The 26531-nt window shown below is 37.2% G+C and carries 24 protein-coding genes and 3 pseudogenes; 10 read left to right on the forward strand and 17 right to left on the reverse strand.

The annotated features are described in order from the left end of the window. Positions 1-186: 186 nt before the first annotated feature. The 3 genes from FGL31_RS14785 to FGL31_RS14795 form a co-directional block, all read right to left on the reverse strand. The gene (locus tag FGL31_RS14785) at positions 187-1635 is read right to left on the reverse strand and encodes an IS1182 family transposase (protein WP_138091549.1); all 1449 of its coding nucleotides are present in this window, start codon (positions 1633-1635) and stop codon (positions 187-189) included. 139 nt (positions 1636-1774) lie between these two features. Then, positions 1775-3841, reverse strand: coding sequence for a S9 family peptidase (locus tag FGL31_RS14790; protein WP_232046784.1), 2067 nt, complete (start codon positions 3839-3841; stop codon positions 1775-1777). A 198-nt stretch (positions 3842-4039) separates the two neighbouring features. Further along, entirely contained in the window at positions 4040-4378 is a 339-nt protein-coding gene (locus tag FGL31_RS14795) for a DUF3276 family protein (protein ID WP_093098970.1), read from the reverse strand. Positions 4379-4647: 269 nt separating this feature from the next. Here FGL31_RS14795 and FGL31_RS14800 point away from each other — a divergent pair, with 269 nt between their 5' ends. Genes FGL31_RS14800 through FGL31_RS14815 form a run of 4 tightly spaced genes read left to right on the forward strand, consistent with a single transcriptional unit; the run spans position 4648 to position 8764 of the window. Next, positions 4648-5517, forward strand: a complete 870-nt coding sequence (locus tag FGL31_RS14800) for a LiaF transmembrane domain-containing protein (RefSeq protein WP_138092536.1) — start codon at positions 4648-4650, stop codon at positions 5515-5517. Between the two features lie 8 nt (positions 5518-5525). Beyond that, positions 5526-6566 (forward strand): sensor histidine kinase, encoded by a 1041-nt coding sequence (locus FGL31_RS14805; protein WP_138092538.1) that lies wholly within the window; start codon positions 5526-5528, stop codon positions 6564-6566. Beyond that, a complete protein-coding gene (locus FGL31_RS14810) occupies positions 6563-7306 on the forward strand; it encodes a LytR/AlgR family response regulator transcription factor (RefSeq protein WP_099370180.1) in 744 nt (247 codons plus the stop codon). Before FGL31_RS14805 ends, FGL31_RS14810 begins: the two co-directional genes overlap by 4 nt. 21 nt (positions 7307-7327) lie before the next feature. Beyond that, positions 7328-8764 (forward strand): serine hydrolase, encoded by a 1437-nt coding sequence (locus FGL31_RS14815; RefSeq protein WP_138092540.1) that lies wholly within the window; start codon positions 7328-7330, stop codon positions 8762-8764. Between the two features lie 210 nt (positions 8765-8974). On the opposite strand, the gene FGL31_RS14820 is transcribed toward FGL31_RS14815, so the two are convergent. The 3 genes from FGL31_RS14820 to FGL31_RS14830 all read right to left on the reverse strand — a co-directional run bounded on the left by FGL31_RS14820 (position 8975) and on the right by FGL31_RS14830 (position 10848). Then, a complete protein-coding gene (locus tag FGL31_RS14820) occupies positions 8975-9349 on the reverse strand; it encodes a RidA family protein (RefSeq protein ID WP_138092542.1) in 375 nt (124 codons plus the stop codon). Positions 9350-9426: 77 nt separating this feature from the next. Next, entirely contained in the window at positions 9427-9855 is a 429-nt protein-coding gene (locus tag FGL31_RS14825; RefSeq protein WP_099370177.1) for a helix-turn-helix transcriptional regulator, read from the reverse strand. 495 nt (positions 9856-10350) lie between these two features. Continuing rightward, positions 10351-10848, reverse strand: a complete 498-nt coding sequence (locus FGL31_RS14830; protein ID WP_099370176.1) for a hypothetical protein — start codon at positions 10846-10848, stop codon at positions 10351-10353. A gap of 137 nt (positions 10849-10985) precedes the next feature. On the opposite strand from FGL31_RS14830, the gene purN reads away from it, so the two are divergent. Beyond that, a complete protein-coding gene (purN, locus tag FGL31_RS14835; protein WP_138092544.1) occupies positions 10986-11561 on the forward strand; it encodes a phosphoribosylglycinamide formyltransferase in 576 nt (191 codons plus the stop codon). Positions 11562-11905: 344 nt separating this feature from the next. Here the strand turns inward: purN and FGL31_RS14840 are convergent, their stop codons facing one another. Together FGL31_RS14840 and FGL31_RS23755 are read right to left on the reverse strand one after the other, a co-directional pair. Further along, positions 11906-12751 (reverse strand): alpha/beta hydrolase, encoded by an 846-nt coding sequence (locus tag FGL31_RS14840; protein WP_197734282.1) that lies wholly within the window; start codon positions 12749-12751, stop codon positions 11906-11908. Continuing rightward, entirely contained in the window at positions 12714-13022 is a 309-nt protein-coding gene (locus tag FGL31_RS23755; RefSeq protein ID WP_197734283.1) for an early set domain-containing protein, read from the reverse strand. Before FGL31_RS23755 ends, FGL31_RS14840 begins: the two co-directional genes overlap by 38 nt. A gap of 200 nt (positions 13023-13222) precedes the next feature. On the opposite strand from FGL31_RS23755, the pseudogene purH reads away from it, so the two are divergent. The 5 genes and pseudogenes from purH to rimK all read left to right on the forward strand — a co-directional run bounded on the left by purH (position 13223) and on the right by rimK (position 18137). After that, a pseudogene (gene purH / locus FGL31_RS14845) lies at positions 13223-14750 on the forward strand (bifunctional phosphoribosylaminoimidazolecarboxamide formyltransferase/IMP cyclohydrolase). A 110-nt stretch (positions 14751-14860) separates the two neighbouring features. Then, positions 14861-15484, forward strand: coding sequence for a hypothetical protein (locus FGL31_RS14850; RefSeq protein ID WP_138092546.1), 624 nt, complete (start codon positions 14861-14863; stop codon positions 15482-15484). Positions 15485-15539: 55 nt separating this feature from the next. Then, a pseudogene (locus FGL31_RS14855) lies at positions 15540-16720 on the forward strand (AIR synthase related protein). Positions 16721-16728: 8 nt separating this feature from the next. Next, positions 16729-17187, forward strand: coding sequence for an ATP-dependent zinc protease family protein (locus FGL31_RS14860; RefSeq protein WP_138092548.1), 459 nt, complete (start codon positions 16729-16731; stop codon positions 17185-17187). Between the two features lie 14 nt (positions 17188-17201). Then, the gene (rimK, locus tag FGL31_RS14865; RefSeq protein WP_099370169.1) at positions 17202-18137 is read left to right on the forward strand and encodes a 30S ribosomal protein S6--L-glutamate ligase; all 936 of its coding nucleotides are present in this window, start codon (positions 17202-17204) and stop codon (positions 18135-18137) included. 237 nt (positions 18138-18374) lie between these two features. Here the strand turns inward: rimK and FGL31_RS14870 are convergent, their stop codons facing one another. The 9 genes and pseudogenes from FGL31_RS14870 to FGL31_RS14905 all read right to left on the reverse strand — a co-directional run bounded on the left by FGL31_RS14870 (position 18375) and on the right by FGL31_RS14905 (position 26517). Then, on the reverse strand, positions 18375-19139 hold the full coding sequence (locus tag FGL31_RS14870) for a DUF2569 domain-containing protein (protein ID WP_138092550.1): 765 nt from the start codon (positions 19137-19139) through the stop codon (positions 18375-18377). Positions 19140-19245: 106 nt separating this feature from the next. After that, positions 19246-21000, reverse strand: a pseudogene (locus tag FGL31_RS14875) (DUF3857 domain-containing protein). Between the two features lie 120 nt (positions 21001-21120). Continuing rightward, positions 21121-21996: a glycerophosphodiester phosphodiesterase family protein gene (locus tag FGL31_RS14885; RefSeq protein ID WP_138092556.1), complete on the reverse strand. Its 876-nt coding sequence runs from the start codon at positions 21994-21996 to the stop codon at positions 21121-21123. Positions 21997-22020: 24 nt separating this feature from the next. Next, positions 22021-22617 carry a histidine phosphatase family protein gene (locus FGL31_RS14890; RefSeq protein WP_138092558.1) on the reverse strand — a complete coding sequence of 199 codons (597 nt, stop codon included), beginning with the start codon at positions 22615-22617 and terminating at the stop codon, positions 22021-22023. Then, the gene (locus FGL31_RS25930) at positions 22618-23346 is read right to left on the reverse strand and encodes an FGGY-family carbohydrate kinase (protein ID WP_232046785.1); all 729 of its coding nucleotides are present in this window, start codon (positions 23344-23346) and stop codon (positions 22618-22620) included. A 13-nt stretch (positions 23347-23359) separates the two neighbouring features. Then, entirely contained in the window at positions 23360-24052 is a 693-nt protein-coding gene (locus FGL31_RS25935) for an FGGY family carbohydrate kinase (protein WP_232046786.1), read from the reverse strand. Beyond that, the gene (locus FGL31_RS25940) at positions 24053-24490 is read right to left on the reverse strand and encodes an FGGY-family carbohydrate kinase (RefSeq protein WP_232046787.1); all 438 of its coding nucleotides are present in this window, start codon (positions 24488-24490) and stop codon (positions 24053-24055) included. It abuts the gene before it with no gap. Beyond that, positions 24480-25502 carry an FGGY family carbohydrate kinase gene (locus tag FGL31_RS14900; protein WP_232046788.1) on the reverse strand — a complete coding sequence of 341 codons (1023 nt, stop codon included), beginning with the start codon at positions 25500-25502 and terminating at the stop codon, positions 24480-24482. Before FGL31_RS14900 ends, FGL31_RS25940 begins: the two co-directional genes overlap by 11 nt. Before the next feature lie 61 nt (positions 25503-25563). Further along, on the reverse strand, positions 25564-26517 hold the full coding sequence (locus FGL31_RS14905) for an NAD(P)-dependent oxidoreductase (protein WP_171017690.1): 954 nt from the start codon (positions 26515-26517) through the stop codon (positions 25564-25566). Between the last annotated feature and the right edge of the window lie 14 nt (positions 26518-26531).

Below are 26531 nucleotides of genomic sequence, written 5' to 3' on the forward strand. Positions count from 1 at the left end.
TCAACTTTTTAATGAGATTTAAAGAAATGACTGAGTACAGGATTTATCTTACTCGGTCATTTTTGTTCTAAGGATTTCTGAAAATTTGTTTTTTAATGGTTTTATTGAAGGTTTAATCGACCATGAGTGGCTATTTAGGCTTTCAGAATCTCAAATCCATTGATTTTGAGGTAATATTCCTCCTTTTTAGATCAATTTCAGGATTCTTTTCAAGTTTACCGTGAAGATGGCCATTGCACCCTGCATTTCCATATTTTGGATGCCATAGGAATCTGCTCTTCCATAACCATGGACATTCTTGAGCTCACTGTTCTTTGCCTCGATCTTATACCTTTCCTTAGACTTGCTCCGGTAATGATAGGTTTGCTGGAAAGCCATCTGCTCTTTATGGAGTTCGGATTTAATGGTTATCGAATAGGTCTTTGTTTTTGACCCATCCTTATAACATCCTTCCCTGAGAGGGCAAACCTTACATCTATCCACATCGAAGTAATACGTGTCTGCTTGATTTTTACCTATGTTCTTTTTGCCCTGACGGGCCTTCCGGATTGCTAGATGGCCAGCCGGACAGACAAACATCCCCGCATCTTTATTGTAGTGAAAGTGATCGCTTTCTTTCCTGGATCCCTGGCTGACTGCCGGTTTCAATTTAGCGATGATATCAATGTTCTGTTCTTTTGCCAGCCGTAGATTGTCCTTTCCAGAATATGCGGCATCGCCTATAATCGTGTCCACTTCCATTCCATTCTGCTGGCTGATCTCCAATAATCGGGGCAGTTCCGGACCATCACCTTTCTCGCCTGTAGTAACGACCGCTGCTGTGATGATGCGTTCCTCGGTCATTGCCAGATGTGTTTTATAGCCAAAGAAACTACTGTCCATTGATTTATGTCCAAGCCTGGCTTCACCATCTTTTGAGAGCAGATAGTATTCCTTTGTGTCCTCGATGGTTTCCTTCAACAGGTTCAACTTCTCTTTTACAGCCGGTATTTCACTGATAGATTGATCCTGATCCAGCACTCTCTGTAATTCCCTGCAATAGGCAAGCTCTTGGTCCAGGTCGTTGGACTCGTTCTTTTGTGGTAGGCGCCCTTTGTAGTCCTCATCGATCTGATATATTGCTTTCCTCAACAGCTTGGATCGTTCCTTTAGCACTCCCTGTGCTGTGTATGGGTTCGATCTGGAATGGGTATGTGTGGCATCTACGATGATGGACCTTGATTTTATAATACCCTTTTCAAGAGCGATCGTTACGGTCTTATTGATCAACAGGTTCAACAGGTCCATGTCCTTTAACCGTAGCTTACGGAATTTGGTGAGCGAACTTGGATTGATCACATCCTCCTCAGGGGCCATTTCCAGAAAGTATTTAAAGGACATGTCATATCTGGAACGATCAACGACATCAACATCCGAAACGGTGTAGATCGTCTTTAACAGAAGGTACTTGAACATCTTGATGGGGCTCTCTGCTGTACGCCCATTGGTCTGGCAATACTTCTCCAAAAGTTCCTCATGTATAAAACTGAAATCGATAAGATCGTTGATTTTGCGAAGTAGATTGTCTTTTGGAACAATGATATCGTACAATCCCGAATAGGAACTGAACTGAATTTTTTGTTGGGTAGAAAGCATCCTGATGTCCGTTAAAGCCTACTTTAAGATACGAAAAAAGGAGCAGAAAACTGTTGTTTTCCACTCCTTTTTTTAGCCCATTCTAAAAGGGGACTTTTTCAGTGCCCTCATATACTTTCTTAGCCTTTTTTAACATTTCTTATCTTAAATTCTCGGGCACAGGTTTTTCCAATAGATATTGGTAATAAAATCTAGTGCGTTCCTTGAAGTCGTAAGCACTTTTCGACCGGTTGAAACCATGTCTGCTTCCAGGATAAATCATCAGCTCAAAAGGTACTGCTCTATCGGTTAAAGCGTCTACCAATTGAGTTGTATTTTGCAAATGAACATTGTCATCCAAGTCACCGTGCATGATGCGCAATCTACCTTTATATTGATCTACATACGGTAATATAGAACCATTTTTATAACCTTCAGGGTTTGCTTGTGGTGTATCCATCCAACGCTCGGTATAGTGGGTATCATATAATTCCCAACTAGTAACCGGAGCCCCAGCGATACCGAAGTCGAAGTAATCTGCACCTTTTGTCAATGCCAGACACGTCATATAGCCACCATAGCTATGTCCTGTGATCAATAGTTTATCTTTGGCAACCCAAGGTTTAGCTTTCAGCCATTTTGCTACAGTTATATAGTCCACAAGCTCCCAGTTGCCTAGGTTTCTGTGCATCCAGGCAACACCTTGTTTTCCAAAATGACTAGAAGATCTATGGTCAGCCTCAATTTGTATAACACCCTCTTGAGACCAATATTCTCCATTGGTTCCTTTCCAGGTATTGCGAACAGAACCCGCATCAGGCCCACCATAAATACTCATGATAACAGGATATTCTTTGGTCTCATCGAAATCAGTTGGATATGTAATGATAACAGGCAGATTAAATTTTCCATCTTCAGATGGAATAGTGATATATTCACGTTTTGCAACTTTATAATTATCAAAGTCATCTGCTTTACTATCTGCTAATTCTTTCACAACTTTTCCTTTATTATCTACTAAAGCCACTTTATTAGGAGTTGTGATATTGGAGTAATTGGTTATGAAATATTTCCCATCAGGAGAAACCAGTACATTGTGGGTATAATCACCAAAAGTTAATCTTTTCAAGTCCTTTCCATTAAATCCAACTCTATACAGATCTCTTGTTGCTGAATTCTCTTTTCTAGCAGTGAAATATAGAACTTTGCCTTTTTCATCGATATTCTCGATCGATGTTACTTGCCAATCTCCTGAAGTAATAGGATTCACTAATTTTCCGTCAAGAGTATACAGGTAGTAATGCGCCCACCCTGTCTTGTCAGATTTCAGAATATAATGTTTGTTATCTGCCAAATAAGTGATTCGCTCATCATGATCTAGATTGATCCATGTAGGTTGTTCTTCATTGTAAATTTCAGATTTCTGTCCGTTTGAAGGATTTACAGCATAAAATTTCAGGTTAGTTTGGTCCCTGTTCATCCATTGAACCATAATGGATTTACTATCAAAGCTCCAATATGGCTGTCCAAAATATTGATCATCTTTTTCGTTAAAGTCTGCCCATACAATTGGAGATCCTTCAGCTTTTACAAAACCGACTTTAACTTCTGGATTAGGGTCACCAGCTTTTGGATATCTTGTTTCTTCCAGATAGCCATGTTGTCCTTTTGAAACATAGATGGGGAACATAGGTACCTTGGTGTCATCAAAGCGCATAAAAGCGATTTCTTTGCTGTTCGGAGACCACCAAAAAGCTCTGTAGTTAGTGGGTCTTCCTAAAATTTCTTCATAATATACCCAAGATGACCAACCGTTGTATATTACGTCGGTTCCGTCATTCGTATATCTTATTTCTTTGCCAGATTCAATTTCCAATCCATATAGATCACTTTTTCTGGTAAAAGCAACATATTTACCATCTGGGGATAAGGTTGGATTTTGTTCTTCAATTTCCGGAGATTGGGTTAACTGTTTTGCCGGTCCGTCTGGATATTGGATGAACACATCTTTATCCTTAACAAATACTTTAGTAGAGGTATTTACGGGATAAGAGTAACTTTCTTTTTTCCCAGTTTTGACATTGACTTTAAAAAGTTGGTTATTGGATCTTTCTATATAATGGTTGGCATCCGCCCAGCCTTCAAATTTGCTGATTGTTTTGGTTAATGATGGGGTCCTTCCCCAAGCCTGCTCAAAGGATAATTTTTTTAGTTTGCGCGCTTGCAACGTCTGTTGATACAATTAACAGAGCAAGACAAGCTACAGAAAACAGTCTATTCATTTGATTACGTTTATAAAGTAATTTGTTTTTTATGCACCGAAAATAGCAAATTCTAGATGATCTCCTAAAAAATGCCTGTAACATATTTAAAGAAAAAGCCACTAAGGTCATTAGTGGCTTATAATAATGTATTCAAAACTAAATTAAAAAGAGTAATTGTCTTTTTGTACTAGTTCGCCGTTGTTCTCAAAACCATTTTCGTCTTGATTTGGCTCATATCTTTTCTCAACAACTTCTTGATTTGCCTTGATATACTCGACAACATCTTGAAGTCCTTCAGCAAACTTTTCGAAATCTTCTTTATAAAGGAAAATCTTGTGCTTAATGAACTGTCCATCTTCAAAGCGTTTCTTACTTTCCGTGATTGTCACATAATAATCGTTTGAGCGAGTGGCTTTCACATCAAAAAAATAAGTACGTTTTCCCGCTCTCACCTTTTTTGAAAATACCTCTTCACGCTCTTTATTGTCAAAATCTCCCATTAGATTAATATAAAATTTAAGTTTAACCCTCTATTTTCAGTCATAAATATATAATAATTAAATTCAATCATCCAAATTTTATTTAAAAATTATTATTATAATAATTAAAATATTGCACCAGATTAGATAACATTATCAAAGTTCTTAGGTTTTTCACCGATTAATTTCAGACTTTCACCGAAAAAATAGCCCAAGAGACCTATTAGCTCTGTTGCTATGCTTATATTCGCTATACTTTTGAGTAAACTAATTCAAAAGGAAACAACGACATGGACAATCAAACAACAAAAACAGATTACGGAAAACCTCCTAAAAACAACAAGTCATCCAACTTAGTTGGATTTATAATTATCTTCTTAGGAGTAGCTATCCTCTTTAAGAACCTTAATATGGGAAATATTGTCCCTAATTGGATGTTCGGATGGGAAACTATATTAATCATTATTGGTTTGGTCATCGGTATCAACTCAAAATTTGAAAAGAAATCTTCAATCGTATTGATCATTATCGGTTCAGTATTTTTATTGAAGAACGAGTTGGATATCCACTTAGGTAGATTTCTTATCCCGGCTGCTGCAATTGCCTTAGGGTTCTACTTGATCAATCGTAACAAGAGCACCCCTACTTTACCTCCTTCTACTCCACCGAAAGATGAGTATGACTGGGACAAGCGTGTAACAGAAGATTATCAAAATAATAATGGCGGTCAGAGTCCAACTGGTACTCAAAACCCTAATGATTCCTATGCACAAACTGATAGCGTGCATAGGAATTATGGAAAAAACTTTATGCCAGATTTCGAAAACTACCTTAAAGTAGACAACTATTTTAGCGATACTAAAAAAGTAATCTTGACAAAGAATTTCTTAGGTGGAAATATAACTTCAGTTTTCGGGAGCACCCAGTTGAACTTCCTGCAAGCAGATTTAAAACAACCTGTTGTAATTGATACATTTCAATTATTTGGAAGCACAAAAATCATCGTTCCTACCAACTGGAAAGTATATTCCAATATTTCTTCGATTTTTGGAGAAGTTGATGATAGAAGACCAATGATAGAGGTTATAACGGATGAGAACAAAAAAATTTACATCACAGGAACTTCATTATTTGGTGGATTAACGATTAAGAATAGTTAGTATTAGGTATGCAAAAACCCTTAAGTGAACAATCAAAACGCTATGTAATCCATGCCTCTTCTTGGATTATTTGTGTTTTATATTTCTTAATTGTTTATGGTTTATTATTGTGGTCCAATATTGCGAAGGTAACCGCAGCGTATGATGCAATTATTGGCGCTTTGACCATGACGGGTATATCCTATTTGATTTACAGTACCCTACAGTTTTATCTGCCAAACAACAAAAACTACTGGAAACTTTTTTCAATGGCGGCTATTTTCTCAGCAATCAGTGTTTTGATTGTCCGCATATTGATCATCCAACTTTCTCCAGACGACAATCTTGTTTACCTGGATTTCAGCCTCCCTTTTCGATTCGTCATCAATTTCCTTATTATAACCTGTGTCATGACCATCAATATCTTTTGGAACATACAGGAAGAATTAGTTTTTAATAAAAGACGAAAAGATGAGAGCGAAAAAATGGTTCGTGACGCAGAACTTTACAACTTGAGACAGCAACTTCAGCCTCATTTCCTTTTCAACAGCTTAAATTCCATCATCGCTTTGATTGGCAGCAAACCTACGGAAGCAAGGAACATGACCTTCCAATTATCTGACTTCCTCAGAGGAACCATGCGAAAAGATGAAAAGCAATTTACAACAGTAGAAGAGGAAATAAATCATTTAAGCTTATATTTAGACATCGAAAAAGTAAGATTTGGGCATCGCTTGAGCACTGAATTTGAATACAACGAGGACGTACTGAGCGGCAAGATACCCGTTATGATCTTACAACCACTTGTTGAAAATGCCATTAAGTTTGGGCTTTATAATGTCACCGATCAAGTAACTATAAAAACTAAGATTCTATTGGAGAACAATTTGCTCAGTATAGAGATCAGCAATCCTTTTGAACAGGATCAGCCAGAACAGAAAAAAGGAACTGGCTTTGGCCTAACCAGTATTCAGCGGAGATTATATCTCCTGTTTGGCAGAACTGACCTCTTGCAGACTTCAGTAGATGGCAATACATTTATATCCACATTAAGAATACCACAGTTATGATAAAGACTATCCTTATAGATGATGAACCGTTAGCACGCAGCATGGTGCTTGAATACTTGAATGAACATCCTGATTTTCAGATTGTCGCTGAATGTAACGATGGATTTGAAGGAGTCAAGGCTATCCAACAGCACCAACCTGATTTGGTATTTTTGGATATACAGATGCCTAAGTTAACTGGTTTTGAAATGTTGGAACTATTGGATTCTCAGCCTCATATCATCTTTACGACAGCATTTGACGAATATGCATTAAAAGCTTTCGAAAAGAATGCTATCGATTACTTATTGAAACCAATCCGTCCGGACAGGTTTCAGAAAGCCATTGAAAAGTTCAAAGCTACCTTTGGCACCCAACAAGCACCAAAGATAGACTCAGCAAAGTTGCAAGAATCTATGGACGAGGAAACCTCTTTAGAACGTGTGGTTGTTAAAACTGGTAATCAAATAAAAATCATCCCCGTTCAACAGATTTTGTTCTTGGAAGCGTATGACGATTATGTAAAAATTCATACCCCTGATGGCATGTTTCTGAAGAATAAGACCATGAGCTCCTTTGAAAAGCAATTGGACGGTAAACAATATGTCAGGGTACATCGCTCATTTATTGTCAAGGTGGACCAACTTCAAAAGATAGAACCCATGGAAAAAGACAGCTACATAGCGACTCTTTTATCCGGTGAAAAAGTAAATATCAGCAAATCAGGTTATGCTAGACTAAAGCAAGTTATAGGTTTATAATTTGTTTTGTATTTTTTGGGCATGAGAATTAAAGCATTCAACCTACTCATTATCCTTGTCTTATCTTGTTTTAGCATTGCTAATGCCCAGACAATTGATGAAGACAACAATAGAGCGGTATTTAATAGAATTGAGTTTTTCTTCAATTCCAAACAAGCCGATTCAATTTATAATCTCGCTTCTGACGAGTTCAAAGAACAGATCAGCCGTGAAAAGATGAACAATACCATTGAGCAGTTATTTGAACTAGGCAAGATTGAAAATGCTACGAAAACTGCCTTCGGAAAGGGAGTCGCTACTTATAAAGTAGAACTAGAATCAGCTACCTTAAGCATACTGCTTGGTATTGATTCAACCATGCATTATTCAACTTTCTTGATTAAACCTTATGAGGCTGAGGAGAAACCTCAAAAAGAAGAGATTATCAGCAATGTTGAAGCAAAGAGTCCTTTGGATCTGTTTGTAGATTCAGTGGCCAGAAGCTACGCAAAAAATGGGAATGCACATTCATTGGCAGTAGCTGTCATTCATCAAAATAAGATCAACACCTTTTTTTATGGCGAAACAGCGCCAGGCAACAATTCACTTCCTGATGCAAATACCGTCTATGAAATAGGTTCTGTCACAAAAACTTTTACTGCAACTCTCCTTGCAGATCTAGTTAATAAAGGTGTTATAGGACTAGATGACAGCATTTCGAAATTCCTTCCTGATACGGTGGCACAAAATCCGGATATCCAAAAGATAACTTTCAAAATGTTGGCGAATCATACCTCGGGCTTACCAAGGTTGGCTAGTAACTGGAATAAAGTACCGAAATTCAATGAAAAAGATCCTTATGCAGCTTATGACAAGAAAGCATTATTCGCTTTCTTAAAGGATTTTAAAGCTGAAAAAGAACCAGGCACAGAATACGAATACAGCAACCTGGGGTTTGGTTTATTAGGTGAGCTTCTGTCTACGATCACCAAAAAGCCCTACATGACTTTGGTGAAAGAAACAATACTAACTCCATTAGAGATGACCAATACTGGAGATAAATTAAATCCTAAGAACAAAAACTTTGCTGCACCATTTTCAGAAAGTGGAGAGCAAGTTCCATTTTGGAACTTCCAAGCCATTGCAGGTGCTGGCGCATTAAAATCCACGTTGAATGATCTTTTACGCTATACGATTGCACAATTAACCTTCCCTGAGAACGATGTGCAACGTGCAATGAATCTTACAAAACAATTCACATTCCTTGTTCCACCGAACAGTGACATTGGTTTAGCATGGCACATGAACATGTTGGATGGTGTGATCTATTATCATCATACCGGAGCAACCGAAGGTTCTAATGCATTCGTAGGGTTTGTTCCTGACGAAAAATCGGTAGTTATCATGCTTTCTAATTCTAGCAATCAATTAGGGAAAATTGGAACGCAGCTACTTGAAAAAGTTTTGACCACAAAATAAATTGAAAAGGGGAGATTCCCATGCTGGTTATCTCCCCTGTTTCACTGTTTAGTTCTTCTCTTTCATGGACAAGAACCAATCGCTTTCCTTCGCATCGCTATCTTTCTCAGTGTATCATGACTGTAGGCTTACGCCATCCATTCAGATATGATGATCAAATCAACTTTCCGGAAAGGAATATACGGGTTTATTGTATGTGTGCAATTTTTGTTATACTTCTGCAATCAAATCAACCTCCAATTTATAACCATGACGTAATTCGGGTACTGGCACTACAGTTCTTGCCGGTTTATGTTTACCAATGTAATCGGCAAACAAAGCATTGAACTGCGGCCAGAAGCTGGCGTCACTTATATAAGCTGTCACTTTAACTATTTTCTGCAAACTACTTGAAGAAGCAACCAGAATGTTTTCAATATTTTGAAACACTACATTAAACTGCCCTTCAAAATCGTCATCTTCATGATGTGTTCCATCAGAAGAAATTGGCAACTGCCCAGATATAAACAAGAAATGATTCGATACTATTGCCGTACTATAATGTCCATTTGGCTTCGGGAGTCTACTCCCTTGTAGTATTTTCATGTTAAACAATTAAATTCAATCACTTCTTACAAATTAAACTCTTGCTGTATCCTTATAATAGAAGGATATTAGCACTTTCAGTTCTTTTGCAATTCCTTAGGCAAAAATCCGATCATCTGCCTAAAGTATCGAGTGAAATGACTTTGATCTGAAAATCCGCACAAGAAGGCGACTTCCGTCAAAGAGTGTGTGTTCAACTGGATTAACTCCATTGCCCGAATCATCCGTATCTTTCTCTGATACAATAAAACCGTACTACCCGCATATTTCTCAAAATATTTGGATATTGTAACCTTATGGACTGAACATAGCCTTGCTAATTCGTCCAACGTGATGTGCTTGTTCCAGTTAGCTTGAATATAATCCTTCGCTATAGTTACCCAAGCAGGAAAATGAGTTAACATAACCTCCTTTTGTGGACCATTGTTAAGAGACATAATCAATGATTCTACTGCTGAAAAAGCTTCCTCATCACGATAATTTAACTCCTTATAAATGTTAATCATAAATAAATGTAATTCATCAACCAAATTGTAAATTAATTGGCCCTTACAATTTTCTAATATTGCTTATTGGCTGACATTCACAAAGACTATCATTTCGTGAAAATGTTTAATATAGGTTGAAAATAATTTTTAATAGCTAGCTCTTTAAGTTCTTCATAGGCCTTGTCAATTCTGACTATGACCCACCAACTTAACGTCTTTCTGAAACAGTTATTTCCCTAACCATTCCCGAAAACTAATTTGCTTCTAAAAACATTTCTGTAGAGCTATAATTTTTCCCATAAATTAAGCTCAAACATTAAACATCATTCATTAAACGGCTTTGTAGTCCTAGATTCCATATATCTTACTACCAATCAAGCACAGTTTTTTCTTTAAAAAACTGTTCGATACCGTAAATATAGGAAAACAATTAAATAAATAATATCACTTTGTTTTATTAAGATAATTTTAGAAATAAAAAGGAAAATCCTCTAATATTCCATATCTGCGCTATTATTGCTGTTTTTTAAGGAAAGGAAGCAAGGAATTAACTTTATTTTCGCCATCAAATTGTTTGAGAATTTGTAGCGATTTAGCCTCATAAATATAGGTCGACGGAAAATTTTTGGGATGGAAATTCAGAATGAATTCGCCTTCCGGATCATATAGGAATCTTACGCGTGAATCACTCTTCAAACCTTTTGCAAACATATTGATATAACCATCCACCAATGCCTTTTCTTGCATCGAGATGAAGTAGAAATCTACATCTGGTCTTATTACATCTAGGGACTGAGCAATCCCCTGCCCTAATTCTTGGCAGTGCCCACAACCGGGATCAAACAAAACGAAGACTTGAGTATGTTCTTTATTGATGGAATCTGAGGTAACCTTCATCCCTGAATTCATATCGGTAAACTTTGAAAACGAGGGCATGATTTCAGGAACCTGAGCATTTAAAACACCAACAATTGTGAAAATTAAAATTATAGTTGAGATAAAATTTTTCATAATGCAATAAAATTGACTCAAATGAGCTTAAATCTAACAAAAAATGCCTCAAAGTACTCTTATTCTGGCCATTTATTGCAAAAAAACAGCTATATTTGCAGGACAAGAAGGTTTAATATTTCAATTTATAACACACTGTGAAAAAGCGTATTGCTATTTTTGCTTCTGGTTCTGGATCGAATGCCCAAAAAATCATGGAGCATTTTAAATATTCTGACAGTGCCGAAGTTGCCTTAGTATTAAGTAATAACCCGGATGCATATGTCTTGCAACGTGCTGACAATTTTGAAATCCCAACCCATGTCTTTGACAAACACGACTTCTATCAAACTGATGAAATTGTAAACTTATTAAAGCGTTTGGAGATCGATCTTGTTGTCCTTGCAGGATTTCTATGGTTGGTACCAGAAAGTCTTTTGAAAGCTTTCCCTAATAAAATCATTAATATTCACCCGGCCTTATTGCCTAAGTTTGGCGGAAAAGGAATGTATGGCGACCGAGTGCATAAAGCTGTACTTGAAGCCGGAGAAGAAGAACATGGAATTACCATACACTTCGTGAACGAAAATTTTGACGAAGGTGAAATCATCCACCAAGCACGCTTCCGCATAGAACCAGGAGACACCATCGAAATCATAAAATTCAACGGCCAACAGCTCGAACATACCCACTATCCAAAAATTATTGAGAATCTGTTGAGGAAGTATAATTGAGACAATAGACAATAGACAATAGACAATAGACACAAGACATAAGAAAATAGATGGTCTGCTATTTAATGTTTTATTGATCAGGTGGTAATCTTCAGAAATAAATAGGTTGCTATTTAATGGTTTATTTATGAGGTGATTAAATTCAGAAATAAATAGTTTGCCTTTTAATGGTTTATAGTCCAGATCCTAGACATTAGGAATAAATAGTTTGCCTTTTAATGGTTAATAGTTCAGGTCCTAGACATTAAAAATAGTTCGCTATCTCCTGGATTTATTTGCAATTCTACCATTTCTAATGTCTTATGTCTTATGTCTTATGTCTATATCTATACCCCTCATCTAGTCTAGAACAACTCCCCAGCAAATTCCACTAGATAATCTCTCCAATTGGACCAGGTATGGCCACCTTCGGATTCTCTGTAGGTATATTTCATGCCGATATCATCTAATTTTTTCCTGAAATCTGCTCCTGTTTTGTAAAGAAAATCTGTTTTACCCATTCCGATCCAATAGAGCTGGTATCCGTTTTCTTTTTGTTTTAGGAGATTTTGCTCAAAATTGTCATAAACATCGCGCTTTACTTTGTCATTGATTCTGTAAGCTGCAGAGAATAAACCTATGTAATCAAAAGTATTGGGGTAATAGCTAGAAATAAACAAGGAATGTGAACCACCCATGGACAATCCTGCAATTGCTCGGTTTTTCTTATCCTTTTTCACTCTATAATTTTTTTCTACAAACTTGATAATTTCACCAAAGTTAGACTCCATATCACCGGATCCTACGTCTGGTGTTACAAATTCGATTGGATACTCCCCTTTTTCTGAGCTTCCTGGGGTTGCAGAATTGCTCGTATGTCCATTGGGCATCACCACAATCATTGGTTTAGCTTTTCCTGCAGCAATTAAATTGTCCATGATTTGAGCTACTCGCCCTAGGGTCGGCCAGGCATCCTCGTCCCCTCCCATGCCATGCAATAAATATAGAACTGGATATTTTTCTTTTGTCTCTTCATAACCTGGAGGGGTATAAACCGTCAGTCTTCGTTCAGCTTGGTTAATCGCTGAAGGATACCACTGCTTTATCATGCTACCATGAGGGACAGACTTAGTTTTATAGTACTCTGCGTTTTCACCATTAGTGATAAAATAATTAAACACATTGCTCACATCCCCGGATTTGATAAACATTCAAAGGATCATTGATTCTCACACCATCAATAATAAAATTATAAAGGTAAAGATCAGAACCAAGGCTGTCTTGTTTCACGGACCATACACCATTGTTGTCTTTGACCATGTTTACTTGAGGTGCCGAAGCTGATGTTTGTTGCATCCAATTGCCGGTCAATGCAACTTTACTTGCATCTGGAGCAATGAGCCTAAATGTAGTGGCGTTATTCGGCGCTACTTCTGGTGACAGCACCTTTGGAAGTTGTTTGGCCAATATTTTCTTGAGCATAAGCTTGAAAGGAACTAATGCTAAAAGATAAGCACAAGAAATATAGAATTGATTTTTTCATCTTTAGTATTGTTTTTCGAATTGGTACTCCAATATACTAATAAATCGAATTCCATTTTAGTTTGGGTACGCAATAATGTGATAATTTTCAGTAAAAACTTATTTTTAATTTTTATCTTTGCGGCTCCAAACAAAACACAATGAATCATCCTGTTAAGATTAAAAATGCATTGGTTTCAGTTTATTACAAAGATAACCTTGCACCACTAATTCAACTACTAAACAAATACGGAGTTACATTTTATTCCACTGGCGGTACTGAGTCATTTATCCGCGACTTAGATATTCCTGTTGAGCGCGTTGAAGATTTAACTGGCTACCCATCCATTCTTGGTGGCCGTGTAAAAACATTGCATCCCAATGTTTTTGGTGGGATTTTGTCTCGTCGCCCATTAGCTGAAGACAAAAAACAAATTGAGGAATATAATATCCCTGAGATCGATTTAGTAATCGTAGATCTATATCCATTCGAAGAAACTGTTGCTTCAGGTGCTTCAGAACAAGATATAATCGAAAAAATTGATATTGGAGGAATTTCATTAATACGTGCTGCAGCAAAGAATTTCAATGATGTAGTAATCATTTCTTCGAAAAATGACTACAAAGAATTGGAAGAGATACTAGCAGCTCAGGAAGGCTCAACGTCATTAGAACAACGTAAGTCCTTCGCCAAACGCGCGTTCAATACATCATCTCACTACGACACAGCAATCTTCAATTATTTCAATCAAGAAGAGCCATTAGATGTTTTCAAACAATCTCAACAGCAAGCTCAAGTGTTGCGTTATGGAGAGAACCCTCATCAAAAAGGTGTTTTTTACGGAGACTTAGAAGGCATGTTCGACAAATTAAATGGAAAAGAACTTTCCTACAACAATTTGGTTGATGTGGATGCTGCTGTTGCGATCATTGATGAGTTTGAAGAGCCTACATTCGCAATTTTAAAACATACAAATGCATGTGGAGTAGCGTCTCGTCCTACCATCAAAGCTGCTTGGGAAGCTGCATTAGCTTGCGATCCTGTATCTGCTTTTGGTGGTGTTTTGATTACCAATGGTGAAGTAGACAAAGAAACCGCTGAAGAAATCAACAACTTATTCTTTGAAGTTTTAATCGCTCCCTTCATATACTGAAGAAGCATTGCAAATTCTGACTGCTAAGAAAAACCGCATTATTCTACGTCGCAAAGAGGTACAATTACCTACTCAACAGTTCAAAACCTTGTTAAATGGTGTTATCCTTCAAGACAAAGATAATACTGTTGAGGGTCCAGAACTTATGTCTGCAGTAACTGAGGTAAAACCTACTGAAGAACAATTAAAAGATTTATATTTTGCAAACAAAATTGTAAAACATACGAAATCAAACACCATTGTTTTTGCTAAGGATGGTACATTAATCGCTTCAGGTGTAGGTCAAACTTCTCGTGTTGACGCATTAAAACAGGCTATTGAAAAAGCGCAGTCCTTTGGATTTGAAATCAATGGTAGTGTAATGGCTTCAGATGCATTCTTCCCTTTCCCTGATTGTGTTGAGATCGCTGGAAATGCTGGAGTAAAAGCTGTTTTACAACCGGGTGGTTCTATTAAAGATCAATTGTCAATTGATATGGCTAATGAAAAAGGGGTTGCAATGGTAACAACTGGAGTTCGCCACTTCAAACATTAAAAAATATTATTCAATATAAAGCTCTCAGTGTCACTGGGAGCTTTTTTTATGCTTCAATTTCTCCTTGGAATCGTTTTTGCAAGTAAACAGCAAATATTAAGCATAATCACATGAGAAATCTAACTTTAATTACCCTGGGCTTGTTGATTTGCATTACATCATGTCAGGGAAACAGGAACCAAGAAACAAATACAGATTTAATAGATTCTAATTCTGCTTTGGACAGCACTTTGGCAGACTCCACACTTGATGAAAATGCTGCTGACCCTACTTTGCTGATCCGTGAAAATTTTAACAGAATAAATGAAATAAAGAACTGGGATCGTATAGATTCGGCAGAAATCCATGAATCCACTGAAGGAGGGATCGCAAAATATTATACCAAAAACAGTAATTTAGAATTGATTAAAGTCAGGAGTTTTGGAGAAGGGGGATTTTCATATCAAGATTTTTATTTAAAAGATGGCAAGCTTTCATTCATATTTGAAGAGGTTTACAATTACAACACCCATATCATCGATCCAAAATTCGATATCTCAAAGACCAAGAAAGTTGATGAGGTAAGGTATTATTTTCATGGAGATAGTTTATTCAATCTTATAGCTACTGATAAGGAAAACGAGAAATACTTAAAGGAGAATAAGATAGAAACAGAAAAGAACATGACAAAACTGTTTGGAACCTTAATGCAGATTCAAGCTAACAATTATAATCCTGCTGGCATTTCAGAATAATAAGGCTCGAAAAACTTTCGCTATAATCAAGAGGTTTGCTTATTTTTGCAGCAAGATGTCAGATTTAAAATATAACCAACGAGGTGTATCCGCAGGGAAAGAGGATGTACACAACGCAATCAAAAACATTGATAAGGGTTTGTTCCCTAAAGCATTCTGTAAGATCGTTCCTGATATATTGGCTGGTGACGAGCAATATTGCAACATCATGCATGCAGATGGTGCTGGAACAAAATCTTCTTTAGCCTATGTTTATTGGAAAGAAACTGGTGACGCTTCAGTATGGCGCGGTATTGCACAAGATGCGATTATCATGAATCTTGACGATTTATTGTGTGTTGGGGCCATCGATAATATTATTCTTTCTTCAACTATTGGAAGAAATAAGAACCTTATTCCGGGGGAAGTTATCGCTGAAATCATTAATGGCACTGAAGAAATTTTTAGCTGACCTACGTGAGATGGGAATCGGCATCTATTCAACTGGAGGTGAAACTGCAGATGTAGGCGACTTAGTTCGTACAATTATCGTTGACAGTACTGTTACCTGTAGGATGAAACGTGAAGATGTTATTTCCAATCACAAAATCAAAGGTGGCAATGTAATAGTAGGTCTTGCCTCTTATGGTAAAGCTACCTATGAGAAAGAATACAATGGCGGAATGGGATCTAATGGATTAACTTCAGCAAGACACGATGTGTTTAGCAAATATATTGCTGAAAAATATCCTGAAAGTTTTGACCCGGCAGTACCTTACGACTTGGTATTTGCTGGAGGAAAAGCGTTAACAGACACCATCTTGACCGAAACTGGTGAAGAGGTAACTGCTGGAAAATTAGTACTTTCCCCTACCCCGTACGTATGCTCCTGTCATCAAACAAATCTTAGATAAATATCGTAATCAAATTGATGGCATGGTTCACTGCTCTGGCGGTGCTCAAACAAAGGTCTTGCATTTTGTAGACAACGTACATGTCATTAAAGACAATCTATTCCCAATACCTCCGTTGTTCGAACTGATTCAGAAAGAATCAAACACGGACTGGCAAGAAATGTATAAAGTGTTCAATATGGGTCACCGTATGGAATTATATGTTCCTGAGGAGATTGCTGCTGATATTATCCAGATTTCAGAATCATTCGGTATACCAGCACAAGTTATAGGTCGAGTTGAGTCCTTTGACAAAAAACAAGTGACTATTCGTTCACCATATGGGGAATTTGTATACGAATAAATTTGGCAGTGAAAGGTAAAAAAACCATAGGTAGAACAGAAATCATTGACCTTCCAGAACTAGGTCTTTACAATATCCATGCTAAGATCGATACTGGAGCAGAGACCTCTGTTTTACATTGTGAAGACATGGAGGTTGTTAAAAAGGCTGGACACTTATATATTACCGCATTTATCCGCCCAAATGAAGACAGTGAAAAGACTTTAAAACTGACTTTCCCGGTTCATCGGGAACGCACTGTTAAAAGTTCTTTTGGACAATCCGAGATACGCTATATCTTTTTGACCAAGATTCGTATGTTTAACGAGCTATATGATATCAAATTGTCCTTTAGAAACCGCTCTGCCATGTCCTACCCGATGTTATTGGGGCGAAATTTTATCACAGGGAAATTCTTGGTAGATGTGGCGAAAAAAAAATTTAGCAACGAATATCATATAAAACACATACATTCGTTATCTGTTTAACAAAAAAAACAATTGTGAAAATAGCCGTATTATCGACGAACAAGTCATTATATTCTACCCGTAGATTGGTAGAAGCTGCCGTTAACAGAGGTCATGAATGCGAAGTCATTGACCATGGTAAGTGTTATGTAGGCATACAACAAGGAAAACCTTCCATCCATTATAAAGGTCAAGATATTGCAGAAGTTGATGCTATAATCCCTAGGATAGGCTCTTCAGTAACATTTTATGGTTCTGCGATTGTCCGCCAGTTTGAGGTTATGGGCGTTATTTCAGCTAATCCATCCCAAGCAATCACACGCTCTAGGGATAAACTGAGATGTATGCAGATTCTTTCTGGTGCAGGCCTTGGATTACCTATTACGGGATTTGCCAGAACCGCATCCAATGTGGATGATTTGATTTCTATGGTTGGAGGAGCTCCTCTAGTCATCAAATTATTGGAAGGGACCCAAGGTATCGGTGTCGTATTGGCTGAAACTAAAAAAGCTGCATCCTCCGTAATCGAAGCGTTTTATGGTTTAGGAAACAATATCCTGATCCAAGAATATATCAAAGAAGCCAAAGGAACTGATATTCGTGCATTTGTAGTGGATGGAAAAGTTGTGGGCGCAATGAAACGAACCGCAAAAGAAGGAGAATTTAGATCTAACCTTCACCGTGGTGGAACAGCTGAAGTGGTAAAATTAACCAGAAATGAAAAAGAAACTGCCATCGCTGCCGCTAGGGCAATGGGATTAACAGTAGCAGGAGTAGATATGCTCCCTTCTGCTAGAGGACCACTGATCTTAGAAGTAAATTCTTCCCCCGGCCTTGAAGGAATAGAACAAGCAACTGGCAAAGATATCGCTGGAGAAATAATCAAATACTTGGAAAGACAATATGAAGCCAAACAATTGGCCAAACCTGTCACTACAAGAAGAAAAATCAAGAAGGAAAGCAATTTGTAAGTTAATAGGTTGGTGAGGAACACCAACCAATTAACTTACAGATATGAGATGTGGGATTTGAGATTTGAGATATCAACCGGATAGCAGATATGAGATGTGAGAAGTGAGATTTGAGATATCAACCGGAAAGAAGAGGTGGGATAGCAAGTGGAAAAGAAGAGGTAGAATAAAAAAAATTATAAGTGGCCGGAGGAGACTCCGGCCACTGCTTTGATTAGCTGGTCGGCTTTAAATCAATTAATATTTTGGATCATTATTTGGCGCTAGGTTCCCTTCTATTTCGTCACTTTCATTAGGATACGTTTCTGCTTTATAAGGCACCGTAAAAGTTCTTTTAACTCGTTTTGAGAAAATCATATAGAAACACCATAAAATCATAAACAGCATTTCCCAAATAGATCTGCCTAATTCATTTCCTAATGTAAATTCAGAAGGATTCAATAGGTAAATAAAAATAAACATCACTATATACATAATAAATAACCCTATTCTCAAGAAAACAAAGGTCTGAGGGAAAATATCCCTTCTCTTAAATAATAATATTGCTGTATAAATAGTAAATACTAATCCAATTGCATTAAATACCAGAATAATTGCTAGAAAAATATAGTATAGCGGCCCATTATCAATATTATATGCTTTTGCCAACTCCCATTGATTCGCATTAAGAGGAGAATCTGCTGAAAAAGACATCAATATGGTCTGAGCAATTGAAATAACCGACCCAATGAGCACCAATATCAGCCATCCTCCTATGGATTTCTCCTCATATGCATGTTCCAGATTGATAAATCCCGTTGGTTTGGATCTATTGTATTTCGCCCAAATAAACCATACCGTAAGACCAGCGACAAAGAGAAAAACTAGGGTAACCCAAATGTTAAATTTAAAGTTAGATACATCTCCTAAATTAATCTTGCCATCATCAGATGCAAATAGGATATACGTAACATTGTTTTCAATTTTCTTGAAGTCCTCTAAATACTTACTTGATTTTTCCATGGGGATGAAAGAATCATTTGTTATAAAAACATTTTTTATGAGGACGGTGTCCTTATTTGTTTTGATGGACCTTGAAAAAAAATAAGCATCTTCTTCAACAAAATCATCAAAAATTAAGTGATCCGACAGGAATCTTGTCTTTATTGACAATTTTTATGACATGCTCTATATCTATAGGAAATGATAATGCTATTGGCAACATTCTATCTTCCGAAACCTTCGGTAACCTTTCATAAATAGGTTTAGAAAATGCAGGTGCATATTTTTGCTTCTGTCCATCTTCTTTGAACAAATATGACTCTAATAAATATTCCTCAGCAATGGTTAATACATTCTTCTCAAGATTATCTTCAACAACGATTGGTTTAAGTCTTTTTGCCTTTTCATATATTCCTTTGTAATAATCTTCAAAATCATTCTGAATTTGATTTCTTGCATTTTCTTTTAGGTAACTACGCATTTTGTCAGCCTCATTATACCGGTAAGTAGTAAAAACCTTTAAATTCGCTTTATCACCTCCCAAAAGTTGGAATACATCTTCAAACCTTACCAAAAAACCATCTTTAGTAGATTTTTCCAATTCATCCAAATGGGTTCCTGAATTAATAGATAATACTTGCCCATAAGGAGGAAAGTACCTTTCCATTACTGGTCCGCCTTGGTTCGATATGGTAGGATCGACCGCTTTCATCTGTGAGTTTATAAATACAGACAACACCATATGGTTAAATGCGGCAGGACTTGGTTGCACTTTATCCAATTCTTTATCTTGATAGGTATTAGCAAGTACCAATGAAGACTCAATCCCTTTGTCTGCCAGCATAGATGCCAACAATAAGGACTTATCCTTACAATCTCCATATCTTTGTTTAAAGACAATTTCCGGGTTATGGGCACGATGCGAATTTTCGCCCATTTCTACACCCATATATCGAACGGAATTCTGAACAAAATCTAAACTTTTCTCAAAGAACAGTTCCTGATCTTCATTTGACTCTGCCCATAATTTCTGAACAAATGAATGCAGCTCTGTGCCAGGCTTGAGTTTATGGATTGGATTTACTCTTTTTGCCCATTCTGCAACTTGTCTCCATGTTGAAAATTCAGAAACCTCCACTCTGGGGTTCTGATTGAACCAATAAGGCACATAATCAACATAACCATCAGTTAATTGTGACGGCCGCTCCCAATAATAGTAGTTCAATCCATTTTTATTGATTTTCTTTTCTGAAATAGCACCATTTTGTTTTCGAATATTCAAAATTCGGCCTTCTGGAACTACATAGACAATATGAACCAGACCTGAAGGCTCTCCACCTTCTAAATAACAAGATTCAAAATATTTGCCTTCAAATACAGGATTAAAACCTACCAATGAATAGGAAAACCTAATTTTATCCCCCTTTCGAATATCATCAAGTATGGTAAATGCCGAATAAGAGCCATTATATATAAATCTTTTTAGATCATTTTCTGTAGCTATTACTTTGAATTTGGAAAGATCCAAGCGGTTTTGAATTTTGCCCTCTCGTTATATCTCCACCCTGTGAATGAATACTTTTTGATAGCTAGGATCAAATTCAACCTCTAAATGCCCTGCATTTTCTGCTCCAGCTTCATCACTAACAACGGTAATGGTATTATGATAGTGCGTTTGTTCTCCCAGATGAACCTGTTCTTCCAATAATTCATAATAATAACCCAAACTAATGTCATCCAGATTTATTTGCTGAGGCTTAACCGATATGGGTTTCAACCATTTAGGCACGTCAGACTTGGATATTTTTGGGACAGGTTGTGCCATCATAGCCGATATACCTATAAATACCAGCAAGGCAGTTAATAATATTGGTTTTCTCATCTGTTAATAATCGATTAACGAAGATAATCAATAAAACAAATGATTTAATTGAAGTCAAAAAATAAAATAAAAGGAGGCTAAATTATAGCCTCCTGATTGTAAATATTATTAAACGCTTGTTTATTTAATTGCTTTACTGACTTCAATTGGCATATCTGATTCCAAAACTGTTGCACCGTCTGCAAATACAGCTCTGTATTTTTCTGCTCGTTCCGCCCCCGTAGGCAATTTATCATAAGTAGGAGCTGTAGATATCATGCACATGATCCCTTTTTCCTTAAAGAAATCATAAAATTCTTGATTGGATGATTTGATTTCAGGTCCAATGTAAACAATCATTCTATCGTATGGTAATCCAGAAGACTTAAAGGCTTCCAATTGTTCCTTCGTACGAATATGCATGGACATATATTGCTTAGGGTTTTTCTCGAGATAGAATTTTGCTTGCTCTACGTTGTGGACAGTTACCCATACCCATGCATAAGCATTATGCTTCCGGATAATTTCTGCCGTCATTTCCATCGGCAAATCCTTCTTATCAAGATTCAAAATTGTCTTACCTTTTGCCCATTTGATCATTTCATCCAATGTATTTATTTTATACTTTGTAGGATTACCTTTGTGATCTTTCAATTTTAAACCCTGAAGTTCTTTCCAAGTAAAATCTGCAACTTTACCATGCCCTGTCGTTGTTCTTTCCAAAGTTGCATCGTGCACCATGACCGGAATACTGTCTTTAGTCAATCTAGGGTCGACCTCGAATATTGCCACCGTATTCTGTAATACTTTTTGCATCGATGGGATAGAATTCTCAGGCATCTGATCTTCTATCGTTCCACGATGTCCAGAAATAATTTTCTTCCCTGGAACATACTTGAAGTAAGAATACATTTCCTCTACATCTTTGAAATTTAACTTATGTAATTTTTGAGCATAGGTAGAGGCTGTCTGAAATATAGCAATGACAGTAAAAAGAGCAATATAGGTTTTCTTCATAGGGTTGTATTTGAACTGATAAAATTACGCATTCAATTTTAACAAATTGAAACCTTTATGTTTATCCAATGTTATCAATGTCAATGCAGAATTTTCTTGGACAATTTTTCGGTAATTCTTTAATGGCATACCCAACTGCTGAGCCATAAATAATCGGTTTACTCCATTATGGCCGACAACCAAAATTGTTTGACCATCATATTTATCCAAAAGCTCATTATAAAAACTATCTAATCTAGCAATCACTTGTTTTGCATTTTCACCTGTTCTTCCGGCTTCAAATCTTTCAGGATCTGAAAGCCAATTGTACCAAGAATTAGGGTCTTCAGCAATAAAATCATCAGAACGCTTCCCTTCCCATTGACCAAAATCAACTTCAATCAATCGTTCATCAACCTGTACCTTTTCAGGAGTACCCGATGCTATTTCAGCAGTGGTTTTTGCACGCTGCAATGGTGAGCAGAAAATCTGATCAAACGTAAAGTCCTGTAATAGTGTATTCATTCTTTCAGCCTGAGAAATTCCCTTTTCAGTTAAAGGAATATCTGTTCTGCCACAGTATTTATTTCCATCTGCATTATAGGCAGTTTCACCATGTCTCAATAGACAGATTGTAATCATCTATATATATTTTAATTCTGTTAATTTCTGTTTGAACTCCTGGTATTGGATTTTATATGCTTCTACTAAATCTTGGTCCGGCAATATTTCTTTCTCTATGGCTGTCATTTTATCTGAAGCTTCAATCAATGAATTATAGTAGGTGTTTGATGCTGCCATTATTGCGGCTCCAAAAGCACCGCTCGCTTCCTTACATTTATATATTGGAACATTTAACACGGATGCTCGAATTTTCAACCATACATCACTATTACTGCCACCACCTGCAGAATAAACCGCTTCTACCTTTTCAGAGGATAATTCTTCAATTATTTCATAGGCGAGTTTTTCGATAAAGGCCACCCCTTCCAAATTTGCTGCGAATAATTTTTCTCTTTCTAAATTTTCTGGAGCGAAGCCTCTTGCTTGTGGTGCCATAATAGGATATCGTTCTCCTTCTTGCCACAAAGGCCATGCTAGCTCAGCTGTAGGAATTAATTTTTCTGCAGATTCGTTCAGTTGATCCAATCCATCCGAAAATTCCATGGAAATCCAGTCTGCACCAGTATTGCTAGCACCTCCCGGCATCCAATAACCTTCTGGATGCCTATGGCTATAAAGCCGCCCCAACGGATCTATAACATTGCTTTTGGTAACTCCTTTGATGACTAATGTAGTTCCAATCGTCGTATTCCATGTTCCAGGTTTTACTGCTCCAGAAGCCATCTGCGTAGCACAACCGTCAGTCATGCCTACAACAACTTTAAGGTCCTGTAAACCCCATTTTTTCCGCCAAATCCGTCTTTAATGTTCCTACTACTGTCCCAGAGGGAACTACGTTCTGTAACCAAGAATCTTTGATTCTGATATCTTCAGTCACATAGTTAGGCCATTCCAACTTCTCCAAATCATAGGCAGATTTAAGGACATTGGTATAATCCGTAGTATGGTAATTCCCGGAAAGCTTGCCAACTAAATAATCCGATGCATGGACCCATAAAGAAATAGCTTCGGCCTTTTCAGGAAATGTTTCAACAAACCAGAGCATCTTACTTATTCCACTGGATGAATTGAATCCCGTATATCCATTTTTGATTTTCTTCTCAGCTATTGCTTTTATCCGTTGTCCCTGGTCCGCAGATCTAGGGTCACTATACATAATGGCATCATGCAATGGTTGATTGTTTGAGTCTAAAGGGATAACAGTTCCTGAAGTTGAAGTCACAGAAATAGCAAAAATATCTTGCTTGTCAATATATGTTGGCAAGTTTTGGATAATTCCAGTCAGCAATTCCTCACAATCATTCCACCACACAGATGGAGATTGCTCTTCACGGAATTTATCAGTTAATTGGAATTTTCGAGAGTCGGAGGCTATAAGTTCTCCGTTTTCATCTACCAAAACTACTCTGGCTCCTTGAGTACCAACATCCAGCCCAAAAAAATATTTACTCATCTAATGTGCTACTTGTTTAAAGGTTTTTCGAGCGTTTTTCCACTCTTGATAAAGCTTTTCAAATTCCTCATGGTCTTGGGGATGAATTTCCTCCAATAATTCAGGAGATACATTCTTAATTCCCAAAGCATCGTTGCACAAAAACACAGCACCCAATACCGAAGCTTGGCGGAATGTGTCTCTGATTTTAATACTTTTCCCGAATAAATTAGCTATAAACTGGCGAAGCTTACGACTTTCAACTCCTCCTCCACACGCCCATATATAAGACTCATGATGTGGTGAAACGGCACCTAAGAATTTATAATTCTCATAGATACTGCATGCAATATCCCAAAGGATAGCAAAAACAAAACTTCCTCTTGTCAATTGATGAGATACAGGAGCATTGAATATAAAACCTCCCTTAGTCAAAGGTTCTTCCTCATCAGCTATCAATGAACCTAAAGACGCAACACATTGTGAATAAGTCGCATCCTCTAATTCTTTTCAATGACATCGTATCCTTCATTTGGGTAGAAAAATCTCCTTTAATCGCTGATAGTTCCAATCCTGTTACTCCAGCGTTTGCTTCCAATATAAAGTTGTTGGCATCGATGTGGCGACTTGTCCATGTTCTTTGTTCGGAATCCTTTTCATAGGCATCCACAATCTTGATGATCGGCGTAGTAGTGCCCGAAACAATCACGACGTCATTAGCAGAAGGTTCCATACTACGGATAGCCAATTGCGTATCACCACCACCTACAACAACTACAGCTTGTGGGTTGACACCAAACTCTTGGGCAACATCTGGTTTTATACTTCCTAAAATCGTCCCAGCATCCTTTAATTGCGGCAATATTTCTGTAGATAAGTTGAACTGAGCCAACAAATCTGAGGACCAAGCTTTATTCTCAACGTCATACAACAATGTTTCAGAAGCTTGTGAGTGCTCATAACATTCAATTCCAGAAAATTTGAACTGAATCCAATCGCTGATACTCATAAAACATTTTATTTTCTCAAATAATTCTGGATACACCTCCCTCACTCCCACTAATTTGAAAGCAGAAAATAAAGATGTTGGATAACGTCCTGAAAGATTATAGACTAGATCTTTATCTTTTAAAGATGGTTCCCATTTGCGTCCCCGATGATCAATGTTCGGCATTCCTAACAAGGAATCCCCATCCTTGTCCGTAATGACAATACCTTCCCTTTGGCTAGTTGCAGTAATAGCATTAATCTGAACTTCTCCAGATTCCGCTAATGCTTCTTTGGACAATTTTATTATTTGTCCCCACAGTCCTTCTGGATTGAAAAATATGGAGTCTTCATAATTTGAGTCCGTTTCATAATGAACATTCTCTCGTTTTATACTTAATATTTCACCGTCAATAGCACATACAGCAACACGTGCATTTCCAGTACCGATATCAACGATTAAATAAGCTTCCTTAAGTGCCATAAATTAGCTAATTGATGTTTTCTCTACTACAGCTTTATTAACAAGTTGTTTGATAGATTTATTACCATTGTGAAAAAAATTCACGTAAATTATTGTTCATAATAAAGGCATGATGATCTTCAACTTCATGCGTAGCACCTGCAATATGAGGTGTTGCAATAACATTTTTGTTCAAGATCATTTTATAGTCAATATCATCAGGTGGTTCGTTATAAAACACATCCAATACAGCACCTCGGATTTGTCCACTTTCGATGACCTCCAATAGATCTTCTCTATTAACTACGGTTGCTCTTGCCGTATTAACAAATATGGCATCCTTATTCAACAAGGAGAGGTATTTTTTATCGATCATACCTTTAGTTTCCGCAGTTACAGGAAGGTGAATCCCAATGACATCGCAGGAAGAAAACAACTCTTCAAGTTCAACTTTTTTATACTCTGAATTTGGATCCTCATAGTATGGGTCAAAATAGAATATCTCGCATGGAAAGCTCACCAACATACGTGCAATATGCTGACCTACAGCTCCAAACCCAACCATTCCTACTTTTTTTCCTGCCAATTCATTTCCCTTGAATTGTAAATATGAAGTATGGGCTCCTTCGCCCCAATTTTTACCTTCTAACCAATCTATTGCAGGAACTGTGTTTCGCATTAAGGTAATCACATTGGCAATAAACATTTCTGCTACAGCTTGAGCATTTCGTGCTGGGGTATTAAATACTGGAATCCCCAATTCAGTTGCTACATCCAAGTTTATGTTTGAGGGGGTACCACGACAGATCCCTACAAATTTCAAATGTGGGTTAGCACGCAATACTTCCTCTGTAATTTCATCATGCTCTGATATCAATGCATCTACTTGCGTTTCTTGCAATAAAGCAATCAATTCTTCAGGATTATAAGCTCTACCATGAGGTTTCCATGAACGGTAAATGACCTCATCAAAAAGACCTTTCAGTTCGTTCAATGCTTTTTCATTCTCATAAGGCGCGGTCAACAATACTTTCATAAGGTTATATTTCT

Origin of the sequence: Sphingobacterium daejeonense (genome assembly GCF_901472535.1) — a bacterium.
GTDB lineage: Bacteria > Bacteroidota > Bacteroidia > Sphingobacteriales > Sphingobacteriaceae > Sphingobacterium > Sphingobacterium daejeonense.